The following is a 14,289-nucleotide window of genomic DNA, read 5'->3' on the forward strand; positions in this document are numbered from 1 at the left end:
ATTTTAACACACTAAATGGGCAAATCAGATTTGCGCCAAGGCCTGCTTTTGCATAGTCTAGAGCGCGTTTTAATTTGGGGAACACACCTTGTTATGTCAAAAATAAAAATTCCACATACATTGGTGCTGATGTTTATCATGATGATGGTGGCATTGGTGCTGACTTGGGTTCTACCCACTGGCTCGTTTGAGCGGGTTGCCGAAGAGGGCCGCACGGTCGTGGTGCCAGGCAGTTTCGAGCTACAACCTGAAGCGCCGACGTTGAGCCCACTGCGTCTTTTGACTGCGATACCTGAAGCATTGGCGCAAGCCCAGGACGTAATTTTCTTCGTGTTTTTAATTGGTGGCGTGCTCGGCATTATTCGCCATACCGGTGCCCTGGATGCAGTGATTGGTAAATTGCTGGAGAAATTTGGTAGCCGCATGGGGCTTCTGATTTTCGGCGGGATGTTTATCTTCGGTGTGTTTTCTTCCGTGATAGGGATGGCCGCTGAATACGTGGTATTCGTCGCGCTACTGGTTGGGCTGTGTCGCGCAATTAAACTCGATGCCATGGTCGCGATGGGCATCCTGGTGGTCGGCTACGGGGTCGGTTATGGTTTGTCGTTGACCAACCCATTTACCGTCATCATTGCCCAAGCTATTGCTGAAGTCCAACCTGGTAGCGGCAACTGGTTGCGTTTGGTGCTGTTGGTGCCAATTTTCGCGGTGGGCTTTCACCACGTGTATAGCTATGCCCGCAAAGTAAAAGCCGACCCGAATAATTCTTTGTTGGCTGACTTGCCCACTGGTGATGTGCAACAAGACCCGGACGCGTACCCGAAGATGACCCGCACCCATATCGCGGTGATTAGCGCCTTTGTTGTTGCATTGGCGACGCTGGTGTTTGGTATTCGCGCCTATGGTTGGTACTTAACTGAATTAAGTGCGTTATTCATTGGTTTAGGTATTGCCACCGTGTTTATTGGCCGTATCAGTTTTGATGAAGCGGCGCAGAAGTTTATTGATGGTGCGGCGCAGTTGACAGCGACTGCCTTGCTGGTTGGCTTTGCGCGCAGTATTGCACTCATTATGGAAGACGGCCAAGTGCTGGATACGGTAATTTATTATCTGTCGATGCCAGTGGAGGCCATGGGCGCCTACTTTGGTGCGGTGGGCATGTTGCTGATCCAATCCTTCCTTAACCTGTTTATTCCATCGGGTTCGGGTCAGGCTTTTGTCACCATGCCGATCATGGTGCCGATTGCGGACACCGCCGGTATTGGGCGTCAGGTCGCGGTGTTAGCATTCCAAATGGGTGACGGCTTTATGAATATGATAGTGCCAACTAACCCTGTACTGATGGGTATTCTGGGCCTTGCGGGTATTCCATATGACCGCTGGTTCCGCTTTATGGCGCCATTGATGTTGAAGCTACTCGTCGTGTGCGCGCTGGCACTGATGTTTGCGGTGTTTGTAGGCTACTAACACCTTGCTGCAGCTGCAGCACATACCTTGAAGTACGTACCTTGAAGCACATACCTTGAAGCAAATAAAAAACCGCAGGTCAGCCTGCGGTTTTTTTATTACAACAGAAGCATTTTATAAGTCGTTTTAATACGCCTGCTTAATATAAATATCGAAGCGGTGCTTTTTGCTACTCACTTGTGCGTGCGGCGCTTGGCCTGCGAGAAACGGGGCCTTGGCCGGTCGTTTGACCACCACGCGGTGGGTCGCAAGGGCCAATGCGGGGGCGAGTAGACCGTCGCTGTCATCATCGCTCCCCACCAGCGCTTGTAACATTTGCATGTCTTTTTTCACTGCCGCGCTTTTGTCGCGATGGGGAAACATCGGATCCAGGTATATCGCCATGGGCGGCTTACTGGCTAACTGAGCCGTATATTCGTCCTGCAATAAGCTACCGGGGCCAAGCACACGTACACGCTCACTGACCCAATCGCCAATGCTATCACTATGGCTGGCGCGATAAATGGCATCACTTAGCAATGCATGAATGGTGCGGTTACGCTCTAAAAAGCGCACGTGGCAGCCAGCATGGGCGAGGATCATGCCATCGCGGCCAAGCCCTGCCGTGGCGTCCAAAATATCGGGGCGATGGCCTTTTTGCAGGCCGAAAGCGCGTGCGATGGCCTCATCGCGCATGCCCCCTGCCTGACGCCGCCAACCTTGGGTACCACCGACAAAGTCGATTTGTAACGGGGTAACTTTAGGGTGTGGCTTCCAGCGCAATTGCAAACCTAACTGGGTGAGTTCGAGCACAAACGGATGGGCGCTGTCTTCATTGGGTAATTGCAGTTCATTGGCGAGCGCAGCAGCCGTTGGCGACAGTTCTGGGTCCGCCGCCACTAACGCGGTCAGTGCTTGTTCAGGGTGGCAGAGATCGGCAGCGGCGACGTTAGGCATCGGCCCACTGTAGCGCATATCCTGATGCTCAATGCCATCTTCTAAATACACGTCGCCTTCGCTGATAAAGCCTAAATCTTGGTAGAAACTTAATAAGTAGGTTTGCGCGCCAATGACTATTTCGCTGCTCCCGCTGTGGCTGAGTGCCAGTTGCATTGCGCGTTGCATCAGGGTGCGGCCGAGCTGTTGTCCGCGCGCCTGCGGGGCAATAATGACGCGGCCAATGCGATGCACATCGGGGTCTGCACCGTGGTGATGCTGCTTTGGCGCGGCAATTGTACCCGAGGCATGAAATACCCGCGCATAGCCCACCAATTGCTGTTGTTGCCATGCCATGATGTGTAGTGCTTTATGATCTTCGCCATCGGCGTCCAGATACGCACAGGCTTGCTCTACGACGAAGACTTGCTGGCGTAAGGCGAGTATTGCGTACAACTCATCACGACTGAGTTCTGCGTAGGGCTTGGTGCACCAGGTTATTGTATTCATTCCTTGGCCTTAGCTTAGTTGGCAACGTGAGGTCGTTACAGCACACGCGCCGGATAATAGGCGAGCAATTCGGCAACTTTATTACGACTGTCACCCTTTTGTGAAATGTAGCGGCTGACCTGCAGTGGGGTCAATTCCGCTTGCTGATAGTATAGTCGGCTTAACCCTGTGTCGTGATTGCTAATTAACACCGAAATACCGCGCTTAAAAGCCGCATGTTGCGCTTTCTTGGCAAGAATTGCCTGCTCGTCCAAGCTAAAGCCGCCACTGGCATAGCTGGTGAAGCTTGCCGTTGGGCTCAGTGGCAAGTAAGGCGGGTCACAATAGATGACTTGGCCTTTGCGTGCACGCCGAAAGCTATTTTGAAATGGCTGACAGGTAAAAGTCGCACGCTTGGCTTTCTCGGCAAAAAACTCAAGCTCAGCTTCCGGGTAGTAGGGTTTTTTATACTTGCCAAACGGCACATTGAACTTGCCGCTGCTGTTGTAACGGCACAAGCCGTTGTATCCGTGACGGTTGAGATACAAAAATAACAGCGAGCGCTCGTAAATATCGTCGGTGGCGTTAAATTCGCGACGCAGCGCATAGAACGCATCGGCGTTATTGTGCCGCGGGGTGAAATACTCACGGGCGTCCTGAATAAAGGTTTTTGGCCGCCGCTTAACGATTTGGTATAGGTTAATTAAATCGGCGTTGATGTCATTGAGCAGGTAATCGTCGTAGTCGGTGTTGAGAAACACCGAACCAGCACCCACAAAGGGCTCTATCAGCTTGTCTGCTGGTGGTAATACTCGGTTAATCGCTTCAACGAGAGAATATTTGCCTCCCGCCCACTTCAAAAAGGCGCGCTGTTTTTTCATTTAGTTTGTTGAGTCCTGAGCGCTGGATTGCATGACTGGGGCAAGGTCCTCTTGCACCAAACGCACCGCTTTAAGCCACGGCTGCATGCTTTGTAGGTCTGAGTTTGTGGCCAAGTAGTCGCGCGCACTGTCGGCGTCCGGGTAGTCACCCAAGACCACCATAAACCAAGTTTGGTCATTACGTAGGGTTTGGTAAATTGCCATATCGGGGTGGTTGAACCCAGCTAAGAATTGCAATAAGCGCGCGCGGTCATTAAATGCGGCTAGCTGAAACACATAACGATTTGGGTCACGCTGCCACAGTGCTTGGTTGTCATACTCTGAGGCATACGGATGAGCATCTGCTACAGCCTCGGTTTCTGTGGCAATGCTCGTATCGTCAACATCAGTCAGCGCTGCATTGGTGCTCGGGTCTGCGTCCTCGATACTATTTTCTGCATTCGCTTGTGTATCTTCGCGCAGGTGATTCAGCGGCTGTACCAGCTGGAATTGGATGTCACGTGCAGCTGGGCGGTCGTCTGCGCGCTCACGCAAACGTGCCATCGCTTGGTCAAAGGGCATCACTGTATTGGCGTTTGCAGCATCTTCATCCAACTCAGAGTCATCTGCCTGCGAACTTTGTTGTGTGCCATCCGCTTCTGGCTCTGGCTCAACGGGCGTTTCTGACACTTGCGTAAGGGGTGCGCTAGCGTCGTTGGTGGCAGGTGTCTTTTGCTGCTGCAACCACCAAGCCACTGCCACCGCGATGAGTGCAGCAACAACCACTAAGATAATCAGCAACTGATTACCCTTGAGTTTAGCTGCAGAAGGCTCGTCGCTGGGGCTAGGCTTTTGCTGTAAACGTGCGCGGCGGGCTTGAATCGCTTGCTCAGTATGCGGTCGTTGGAGCAATTCTTGCTCCAAAACTGCCTGAATTTGGCCAGGATACCCTTGGGTTTGGGCCAGCCAGTCACTGACTTGTTGTTCGCTACGCTGCGGCGAGTCGCTATGGTCGGCTTGGGTAGCGGCCAACTTGCGCGCAAACCATTGTTGCTCACGTTTGAAAAAAGCTGGAATGTCGATTACCACCGGCGATTCACTGGCACCCAGTGCAAGCCCTTTACTGGCGCGCTTCACCCACTGGCTTTCACCGCTAATAATCACGCTAATGCGCTGCTCAGGGTCAAACAGGTGGCGGCTGCTAACAAGCTCTTGTAATTCTTGTAAAATTTGACTTGGTACATTGGCGCCATCGTCAATGCAAACCACTAAATGCTGACGCCCTTTCTTGATATTACGCTGCAGCGCTTCAAGTAAACTATCGTCGGTAGAATAGGCGTCCAGGCTGACTAGTTGGCGCAGTAGTTTGCTGCGCAAGGCACTGGCCTTGGCGGTGCTGCCATCGGGTTGATAGGCTAAATTGGCGTAATCTGAAGCCTGCTCAAGAAATACTTCAAGCAGTGTGGTCTTGCCAGCTCCTTGGGGGCCACTTAGGAATATCAATGATTCACTAAAGGCCACATGGTTGTGTAGCTGATCCAGCACACTTTGCTGGCTGGCAGTAATCTTGGTGGGAATGGCTAAGCCGGGGTCGCGATCATCATCGGCTTTGCCCGCTGCGTTTTGCATCTGCTTCGGATGGTACGCCATTGGTTAGCCCCGCTGGCGGCTGACCGCCTTAACGATGAGTGATTCAGCAACTTTATCGGTTATCACAGCGTCCCCTAAGCCACGTGGTAAAATAAAGCGGACTTTGCCGCCTTGTACCTTTTTATCACGTAACATCAATTGCTGCCACTCGTCCCAGTCCATGCTGGCGGGCGCGCTGGTGGGTAAGTTCGCGGCGCGCAGAAGCGTTAACACACGCTCGTAGTCCGCAGCTAACATATGGCCTTGCTCAACGCTGATATCACAAGCGATGGCCATGCCTGCAGCGACAGCTTCGCCGTGCAGCCATTCGCCATAGCCTTGTGCTTTCTCAATGGCATGGCCAAAGGTATGGCCTAAATTCAGTAGTGCACGACGACCATGCTCACGCTCGTCGTCACTCACGACTTCGGCTTTGCAACGGCAACTGCGCATAATGGCTTGGGTTAACGCACGCTGATCAAGTGCCATTAGGGCAGGCATATATTGCTCAAGCCAAGCAAAAAACTCAGCGTCGGCCATGATGCCGTACTTGATCACTTCGGCTAAGCCAGCACTGAGTTCGCGGCTGGGCAAACTGGTCAAAAAGTGCGTGTCGATGAGTACGGCTTTAGGCTGATGAAAGGCACCAATTAAATTCTTGCCACGCGGGTGGTTGACCGCGGTTTTGCCGCCGACAGAAGAATCTACTTGTGACAGCAAAGTAGTGGGCATTTGCACGAAATCCACACCACGATGAAAGCTAGCCGCTACAAATCCGGCTAAATCGCCGACCACACCGCCGCCTAATGCGAGCACGGTACAATCGCGTGCAAACCCGGTGGCAAGTAATGCGTCGAGGGCCTCGCTCCAAGTCGTTAAGGTTTTGGCTGCTTCGCCGTCGGGCATCACAAAGGTGGCGATGTCGCGCGCGCCCAATTGCGCTTTCACAGCCTCAAGATACAGCGGTGCGACGACTTCATTGGTAATAATGAAGATCTGCTGATTTAAGCTGGACTGAAGCGTGTTGGCTAAGGTCGGCAGCAGGTCGCTGCCGACAAATATCGGGTAACTGCGCGAGCCAAGTTCAACAATAAGCTGTTGCATTCCAATACCCTATGCTGATAGTCGATTAAAAACCAAGTTTCTCAATAATTTGAGTGGCTACGACTTTAGCACTTTGATCGTCAGTTTCCACTACTACGTCGGCAATTTCTTCGTAAAGTGGATCACGTGACTCGGCTAGATTTTCTAACACTTCACGTGGGTTGTCTGCGTTAGCAATGAGAGGGCGGCGCTTATCACGCTCAGTACGCGCAACTTGCTTGTCGATCGTGGTTTTTAGGTACACCACGATACCACGCGCCGAAAGACGGTTACGATTTTCCTTGCTCAGAATGGAACCACCACCGGTGGCCAGCACAATTCCCATGTGCTCAGTGAGCTCTTCAATAACTTTCTCTTCACGGGCACGAAAACCTTCTTCACCTTCAAGCTCAAAGACCCAGCTAATATCGGCGCCGGTGCGCTTTTCAATTTCAGCGTCTGAGTCAAAAAATTCGAGATGAAGCGATCGTGCGATCTGGCGTCCAATTGTGCTTTTACCAGCACCCATTGGGCCAACTAGGAATATATTACGTTTTTCAGCCATATCTTTGTTTACTTCACTTTAATAGCTGTGATTCACCAAAAGAAACGAGTGTGTATGAACTAGCACCCCTGAACTTGCGAAAAAATGACAGGGGATTATCGCAAGCTACTGTCTAAATGGCAACCGCGATAACGGTATCTGGGCATTCGAGACTTAAGCTTTTCCCTTTAAATGTTACCGAATTCGTGCGTATTTGGTGCAATTGCCATGTAGTTTCAATATCTTGGCCAAGCCAAACACGCCGCTTTTCCCCGCGGTTATCAAGGTCGACGTACCCATGGGCAGGCCAAGTCGCTATCAAGGTAACCGCTGGGGGCGGTGATGCGACGCATACGGGTTCCGCATGCGGTTTTTTATCTGTTACGGAAGGCACATGCAGCGTCGGTAAATCGTTGGCGCTGCGGTAGCGCCCTGGTTGTAGCTGCATCTGCAATTGAAATGGTGTGTTTGCAGTGGCACCTTGTGGCCATTGTAGTTTGTAGCTATCTGGCATGTGCGCAGACTGACCCAAGAGCAGAGCAAGTTGCCCAAGTGCCTGCCAGTCCCCACGGGCATTGAGATTAAATCGTTGCTGCTGTTGGCTAATCATTAAATGCGCCCAAGTGTCATTTAAAGTATGTAACTGCGCCAAACTGACTTCACTGAGAAGCTGGCGAGGGCTGGTGTCATCAATGGGCGCAATGCGCTTTGTCACTGGTGCTTGCGATTGGGTTTGTTGCTGCTGTAGGGCGAGTAGAATCAGCGCCAGGCAACTTACTAAACATAGGCTGCCGCGTGCGATTGCGGGTAGTTTGAACCAGTAATCTACGGTGCGCAGTAAACCTTGGGCGTGCCCGAGTTGGTCTGTCATTGGCTAATTTCCAGTTCGAGTTTGGTTTGCGCAGCCTCACTGTGTGACGAGACCAAGCGTACGGTCCACGGTGCCGGTAAACTATCTTGTAATTGCGCGATCCATTGTTGTCCCATTGCGGGAGCGCTCGCTGTAACGTCTCCTTGCGCATGACTTTGGGTGCTGACAGATGCGCTGAGGTACCAGCGGCCGCGACGAAATTCCAAGCTTTGTAGCTGCAAGGCTGGGTTGGCTTGTAGCAGTATTTGCTGCCAGAGTTGCAAGTGCTGTGCGATTGGGTGGCTGACTGCCAAATTAGGCAGTGAAATGACCTGCGGCACTGTGATGGGGCTGGGTTGTTGGGGCCACAAAAAATAGATACAGGCTAAAATACAGAGTAACAAGCTACCGACTTGAAACGCGCCATGACGGTAGTGCTGACTTAACCGCTTGGCAGTGTTGTATGCCAGATTAGGTTTGATCAATTTCGGCAACGTCTCCAGTGCACTATGAAGCGCTGGTAAGTGCGTCGAGGCAAGCCATGGACCATGCGTTTCGAAATCAGGCGACTCGGTAGACGTCAGTTTACACAAGCCGGTGTCTGGAACGACTGCGGCGATTTTGCTTCGGTTCAGCCCTAAGCGTTCGCAATATAAATCAATTTGCGCTTGGGTAATGAGTAACAATGCCTGTGTGGTGCTTGCAACCGGCGTGTCAACCAAGTCCCAAGCCCAATCTTGGGCCGGGGCAAAGCCTTGTTGCTCAATCGCCCAGTCAATGGTGGTGCTTAGTTCGCTAGGGTTGAGAGCGCTGGGTAGGGTGATATCAAGTGGGGTGAAAAAGTGATGAGGAAAAACTATTACCACCCGAGTGGAACTTTTCAGCCCACGTAGCTTCTTAGCAATGTGAGAGAGAGACAATGACTGGGTAATAGTTGCGGGCTTGTAAGCTGATTGAAGGCGAGCAGTCCCAATTAATCCCAGTCTTTTTTTTGCCTGCCGTGGGCGCAGCCTAATCTGTGGACGTGATAAGTGTGCGTGGCTAGCCATGCTGACGACTTGATGGTCAATATATAGCGCAATCAACTGCCGAGACTTAGCGCGCTGTGAATTTACCGTTATTTGCGACCAAAATTCTTTCCCTATTGCCATGCTTAGCTATCCTTGCTGTATACACATGTAAGCTGCCTGAACCCTTAGCTTAGACGCATGTCATACAAGGGCATGCAAATTCTGTGTAAGCCATCACGCAAAATGCGAAATTGGTTAAAATTAGCGCGAAAAATCCGTATACTACGACGCTGTTCGATTCATCTCTGCCGTTATGGGGCCTTTCTTGAAATTTATAAAATACCTGCTGATCACCATTGCAACGATGACACTGCTTGCAGTGGGCAGTGTTGTCGCACTGTACTACTATGTGAAACCTGAATTGCCCAGCGTTGAAACCTTACGCGACGTGCGCTTGCAGGTTCCAATGCAGGTGTTTACCGCCGATGGCAAACTTATCTCTCAATTTGGTGAGCAGCGCCGCACCCCAAAAACGCTGGATGAAATTCCGCAGCAGTTGATTGACGCCATTCTTGCCACCGAAGACAGCCGTTTTTATGACCACTTTGGCATTGACCCCATTGGTGTCGCACGTGCAGCGTCGGTATTGGTGACCACAGGTGAAATTCGCGAAGGTGCGAGTACCATTACCATGCAGTTGGCGCGAAACTTCTTTTTAACCCGCGAACGGGCGTGGATGCGCAAGATCAAAGAAGCTTTTATCGCGCTGCATATTGAAGAACTACTCACCAAAGACGAAATTCTTGAGCTGTATTTAAATAAACTTGCTTTGGGTCAACGTGCTTACGGCGTTGGCGCTGCGGCAGAGGTTTACTACGGACGTGAATTGCATGAACTGACGCTGGCTGAAATAGCGACCATCGCGGGTTTGCCGAAAGGCCCGTCAATTTTAAACCCAATTTCAAACCCCCAGGCTTCGGTTGAAAGACGTCGCGTGGTACTGCGTCGTATGCTTGATGAAGGGTTTATTACCCAAGAAGAGTATCAAGTTGCGTTTGACGCCCCAGTGACCGCACGTTTGCATGGCGCGACGATTGAGGTATCAGCACCCTATTTAGCGGAGATGGTTCGTAATGAGATGGTCGAGCGGTTTGGGGCAGATGAGGCCTACACCGGCGGGTATCGTGTTTATACCACGGTCCATTCTGAGCACCAGTTGGCTGCTGAACGTGCGCTGCGCGAGAATTTGCATGCGTATGATGAGCGCCACGGCTATCGCGGTCCGGTTAACCGCTTATGGGGCGATTTGCGCAACTTTGAAGGTGTGCGCGATACCAGTGATGTACGCTCTGGCTTATTGAACCCAGACACCATGGCGATTCCAGAAGCACGTGGAAATCAGCCATGGACCAGCGCTGAAATCAGTGAATATTTGAGCCGTCAGCCTGTATATGGTCCGCTGCGCCCTGCGGTGGTGACCCGAGTTGGTGAACGCGAGGCAGACGTTATTGTGCGCGGAGGCCAGCAAGTAACCCTAAACTGGTCGGCGATGGACTGGGCTCGGCCGTATATTGATGAGCGTAATCAGGGTGCTCCACCGCAGCGAGCAAGCGATATTCTTACCGCAGGTGACCATATCTGGGTGCGTCGCGAAAGTGATGAGAGCGACTTTAAGTTAGCCCAAATTCCGGGCCCGAGCTCTGCCATGGTGACCATGCACCCACACAATGGTGCGTTAGCGGCAGTGGTCGGTGGCTACAGTTTCCAAATGAGCCAGTATAATCGCGCTACACAAGCTAAACGCCAGGTTGGCTCAACGATTAAACCTTTCATTTATGCGGCGGCGATTGAAGATGGCTATACCTTGGCGACGATTATGAATGATGCGCCAATTACGCAGTGGAACCCAGGCTCGGGTTCGGCATGGCGCCCGCGTAACTCGCCTGAAGTCTATGACGGTCCCATCCGTTTACGTAAAGCGTTGGCACGTTCCAAAAACGTGGTATCGGTGCGTCTCATTCGCTCTGTCGGGGTGGATAAAACCGCTGAGTTTATGCAGCGCTTTGGCTTCGCGGAACAAGATATCCCGCGTAACGAGTCGCTGTCGCTCGGTTCGGCCTCATTTACGCCGCTCGAACTGACACGTGGATTTGCGGTATTCGCAAATGGCGGCTATTTAGTCGACCCTCACTTTATAGCCCGTATTGAGAGCTTGCATGGTGATGTGATTGAAATGGCATCGCCTGCCTACACCTGCGCAGATTGCCGTTTGCAGGAGCTATATGAAGACTGGTGGGAGCATGAATTGCCCCAGGCACCACGGGTATTGAGTGAGCAAACTGCATTTTTGATCAGTGACGGATTAACCTCGACGATTTGGGGTGGCGGCAGCTGGGCGAATCAAACTGGTTGGAACGGCACAGGTTGGCGCGCGCAGTCGTTACGCAACCGTAATATTGCTGGTAAAACCGGTACCACCAATGACGTGAAAGACGCTTGGTTCGTCGGTTACGGCACTGGCTTTGTCACCACCACTTGGGTCGGCTTCGATAACCTAGAGAACGCCCTTGGCAGTGTTACCTTGAACAGCAATTTAGGCCGCGATCGGCAGCCGATTGTGGGGTCTGAAGCAGGTGCCACGACGGCTTTGCCAGGCTGGCTTAGTTTTATGCAAGCGGTGATTGGTGACTTTTCTACAGAACCTTTTGAACTTCCGCCAAATGTAGTATCAGTGCGGATAGATGATGAAACTGGCAAGTTGAGCAATACGTCTGGCTATACCAGCTTGTTTGAATACTTTGTCAGCGGGACTGAGCCGACGGAGTTCGTGGATACCCAAGACAATTCTCCTCGTTTATTTGAAGACAACGACGACGAGCTGTTTCAATAGTACCGTAGAACCAACGCCACGACCCCATTAACGAGGCCGTGGCGTGTAACGCTCGGGTTATGCGGTTGCCAATCGGGATAATAGCTGGTGCAAGTCGGATTGCACGCCGCCTGCGGTCACTGCGCGACCTGCGCCTGGGCCAGAAATCACCAGCGGCATTTCCTGATACCAGTCACTATGAATCACGAAGATATTTTCACCTGGGATTAAATTCGCAAGCATGTCGCCCTCGGCAATAAATTCGATACCAACGCGTGCATAGCTGCGCGATTCATCTACCGAGAAATTCGCCATTAATCGCGGGACTTTGCCTTCTTGCTGCGCTTCTTCCCATAATGCCTGCATGGGTTCGTCAAGCTCTTCAATACGCTCCCAGAATTCATCTAAGCTGACTTGCTGTAATTGCCAAGGCACCAAGCCACTTACTTCAACGTCTTGCCAGTCAAGCTGCGCACCGATGTCGCGGGCAATAATCAACAGTTTGCGCACGATGTCGTGGCACGATAAATCTTCGCGTGGGTCCGGCTCAGTCAAGCCAATACTTTTGGCTTCACGCACCAAGTCGCTAAACTTCACCTTGCCGTCAAACTTTTCAAATAGCCAACTCATGGTGCCTGAGAAAATACCCGCGATACTGCGGATATTGTCGCCAGAGCGCATCAGGTCATTAATCGCGTAGTTGAGCGGCAAGCCTGCACCTACGGTGGTGTTGTATAACCACTCACGCTTGTATTCATGTTGAATAGTGCGAATCTCACGGTAAAGCGATTCTTGCGCTGCGCCTGCACGTTTATTGGCACCAATAATGTGCATGCCATTGGCGAAGAAGCTTGGGTATAAGCGAGCGACTTCACGCGCATCGGTTAAGTCCATCACCACCAGCTCGTCACAAGGCGCATTGGGTAATTCGCGCAATAACTCGGTCAGTACATAGGGGCGCGCTAAGCGCTCAAAATTGTCCTGCCAGTCTTGTAGGTCAACGCCGCTGTAATCAAGCCACAAGCGGGTCGAGTTGGCGATCCCCATAATCCGCACATCCACATTTTCATTCAGGCGGTCGCGTTGCTGACGGAACATATCCAGCCACTGGCTACCGATGTTACCGCGGCCAACGACCAAAATGCCGATGCTCTTACGGAAGGTGAACAACAAGCTATGCAAGCGGTTGAGTAAGCGCTGATCAAGGCGTTGACCCAGAATCGCGATGGCTGAATTTTTATTGTCAGCCACCATAAAGCGGCGCAACTGCTGCTCTTCAATTTCACGCTTGAGCACACCGTACTGCTCACTTTCAGCAATCCGCGCACCAACTAACGCCACCATGCTGTAGCCGCTGACCGCATGTACTGCGTGGTCAGCGTCTTGCTCGGTGAGCCATTTCTGAATGTACTCCAAATGATTTTGGTGAAACGCATAGAATTTCTCGGCGGGTTCGCCTTCCGTCCAGCTCACCAACGGGGTTAAGTTCATCGACTCGAAGTTAGCAATCACCTGCGGCTTATCCAGTGCAATACTGAACAGCACCACCTCAGACAGTGAAGTCAGCACTTTGGCTTTTGACTCAGTGAAGTCGTACTGACCAATCCGGGTTTGCTGGTTCTCAACTTTTAAGCTCGAACGCACATTGATAATCATGCGCTCGCGATTGACGGGTTGGAAAGTACGCGGGTGCAGTACAGGGCTACCCAAGCGCGCCAATTCTTCCGCTTCTGACCAATCTAAGCTCGGTAAGCTCACCACGCGCTCGACTTTACGCGGGTCGGCTGAATACACCCCAGCAACATCTTTCCAAATCGTCACTTGGCGCACGTCAATTAAGCTGCCGATCAAGGTGGCTGAATAGTCGCTACCATTGCGCCCCAACAGTAAGGTGCGGCCAGTACCCGATTCAGCACAAATAAAGCCGGTGACAATAAATCGGGTGCCAGCATGGGGAGCAATGCGTTTAATCAGGGCTTCACGGCTTGGTGCGATGTCTATGACCGGCTCGGCAGCATCTTTGGCGGATAGGAATGTGCGGCTGTCGATATAATCCGCTCGCGTCCCTTGTTTTTGCAGCAACGACGCAAGTAAGCGCGACGACCACAACTCACCGTATGCACATAGTTCAGCACTTGGAATATCTTCTTGGCCAATTAGCCAGCGCTGCAGACGTTCGAAATCGGTGTCAGATTTACCTAACACGTCATCTAAATTGCGACCCGAAAGCAACTCCTCAATTAAACCTTGCTGGTAACTTTTCAACGACTGTAACAAGGTGGCAGCGTATTCAGGCTGACTTAAACGAGCGTCGATAATGGCAAGAATACGGTTGGTGGTGTCACCTGCGGCAGACACCACGACCAAATCACTGGCACCAGCATATTCTGTGACAATGCGTGCAACACGACGGTAGCAATAGGCGTCGGCTAGGCTACTGCCGCCAAACTTATGCACCTGAACTTGATCGGCAATGGCGGAAATTCGTTCTTCTGTCACGGCTTGGCTAGCCGGTGATGTATCGGTCATGTACTGCGCTCACTCAAACTATGGGTTCAACGTTTAATATTAGG

10 protein-coding genes are annotated in these 14,289 nt (G+C 51.8%); 2 read left to right on the forward strand and 8 right to left on the reverse strand.

The annotated features are described in order from the left end of the window. The first annotated feature begins 93 nt into the window (after positions 1-93). Positions 94-1,467: a YfcC family protein gene (locus CWE07_RS10100; protein WP_111569833.1), complete on the forward strand. Its 1,374-nt coding sequence runs from the start codon at positions 94-96 to the stop codon at positions 1,465-1,467. Positions 1,468-1,593: 126 nt separating this feature from the next. Here CWE07_RS10100 and CWE07_RS10105 read toward each other — a convergent pair whose 3' ends face one another. The 7 genes from CWE07_RS10105 to CWE07_RS10135 all read right to left on the reverse strand — a co-directional run bounded on the left by CWE07_RS10105 (position 1,594) and on the right by CWE07_RS10135 (position 8,703). After that, a complete protein-coding gene (locus CWE07_RS10105) occupies positions 1,594-2,892 on the reverse strand; it encodes a class I SAM-dependent methyltransferase (RefSeq protein WP_111569793.1) in 1,299 nt (432 codons plus the stop codon). Positions 2,893-2,927: 35 nt separating this feature from the next. Further along, complete coding sequence (locus CWE07_RS10110) at positions 2,928-3,752, reverse strand: Dam family site-specific DNA-(adenine-N6)-methyltransferase (protein WP_111569792.1); 825 nt, start codon at positions 3,750-3,752, stop codon at positions 2,928-2,930. Beyond that, complete coding sequence (locus tag CWE07_RS10115; RefSeq protein WP_111569791.1) at positions 3,753-5,381, reverse strand: AAA family ATPase; 1,629 nt, start codon at positions 5,379-5,381, stop codon at positions 3,753-3,755. It abuts the gene before it with no gap. Positions 5,382-5,384: 3 nt separating this feature from the next. After that, a complete protein-coding gene (gene aroB / locus CWE07_RS10120; RefSeq protein WP_111569790.1) occupies positions 5,385-6,464 on the reverse strand; it encodes a 3-dehydroquinate synthase in 1,080 nt (359 codons plus the stop codon). 25 nt (positions 6,465-6,489) lie between these two features. Continuing rightward, the gene (gene aroK / locus CWE07_RS10125; protein ID WP_111569789.1) at positions 6,490-7,008 is read right to left on the reverse strand and encodes a shikimate kinase AroK; all 519 of its coding nucleotides are present in this window, start codon (positions 7,006-7,008) and stop codon (positions 6,490-6,492) included. Between the two features lie 112 nt (positions 7,009-7,120). Then, the gene (locus CWE07_RS10130; protein WP_111569788.1) at positions 7,121-7,858 is read right to left on the reverse strand and encodes a hypothetical protein; all 738 of its coding nucleotides are present in this window, start codon (positions 7,856-7,858) and stop codon (positions 7,121-7,123) included. Further along, positions 7,855-8,703, reverse strand: coding sequence for a hypothetical protein (locus CWE07_RS10135; RefSeq protein WP_126819000.1), 849 nt, complete (start codon positions 8,701-8,703; stop codon positions 7,855-7,857). Before CWE07_RS10135 ends, CWE07_RS10130 begins: the two co-directional genes overlap by 4 nt. 469 nt (positions 8,704-9,172) lie before the next feature. Here CWE07_RS10135 and CWE07_RS10140 point away from each other — a divergent pair, with 469 nt between their 5' ends. After that, positions 9,173-11,737, forward strand: coding sequence for a penicillin-binding protein 1A (locus tag CWE07_RS10140; RefSeq protein ID WP_111569786.1), 2,565 nt, complete (start codon positions 9,173-9,175; stop codon positions 11,735-11,737). 57 nt (positions 11,738-11,794) lie between these two features. Here the strand turns inward: CWE07_RS10140 and metL are convergent, their stop codons facing one another. After that, positions 11,795-14,245 (reverse strand): bifunctional aspartate kinase/homoserine dehydrogenase II, encoded by a 2,451-nt coding sequence (metL, locus tag CWE07_RS10145; protein ID WP_111569785.1) that lies wholly within the window; start codon positions 14,243-14,245, stop codon positions 11,795-11,797. Positions 14,246-14,289: the final 44 nt, after the last annotated feature.

It is taken from the genome of Aliidiomarina maris, from assembly GCF_003987335.1.
Classification (GTDB): domain Bacteria; phylum Pseudomonadota; class Gammaproteobacteria; order Enterobacterales; family Alteromonadaceae; genus Aliidiomarina; species Aliidiomarina maris.

Coding starts and splice junctions, on each gene's coding strand:
- CWE07_RS10100 (WP_111569833.1), top strand. CDS start 94: ATGTCAAAAATAAAAATTCCACATACATTGGTGCTGATGTTTATCATG.
- CWE07_RS10105 (WP_111569793.1), bottom strand. CDS start 2,892: ATGAATACAATAACCTGGTGCACCAAGCCCTACGCAGAACTCAGTCGT.
- CWE07_RS10110 (WP_111569792.1), bottom strand. CDS start 3,752: ATGAAAAAACAGCGCGCCTTTTTGAAGTGGGCGGGAGGCAAATATTCT.
- CWE07_RS10115 (WP_111569791.1), bottom strand. CDS start 5,381: ATGGCGTACCATCCGAAGCAGATGCAAAACGCAGCGGGCAAAGCCGAT.
- aroB (WP_111569790.1), bottom strand. CDS start 6,464: ATGCAACAGCTTATTGTTGAACTTGGCTCGCGCAGTTACCCGATATTT.
- aroK (WP_111569789.1), bottom strand. CDS start 7,008: ATGGCTGAAAAACGTAATATATTCCTAGTTGGCCCAATGGGTGCTGGT.
- CWE07_RS10130 (WP_111569788.1), bottom strand. CDS start 7,858: ATGACAGACCAACTCGGGCACGCCCAAGGTTTACTGCGCACCGTAGAT.
- metL (WP_111569785.1), bottom strand. CDS start 14,245: ATGACCGATACATCACCGGCTAGCCAAGCCGTGACAGAAGAACGAATT.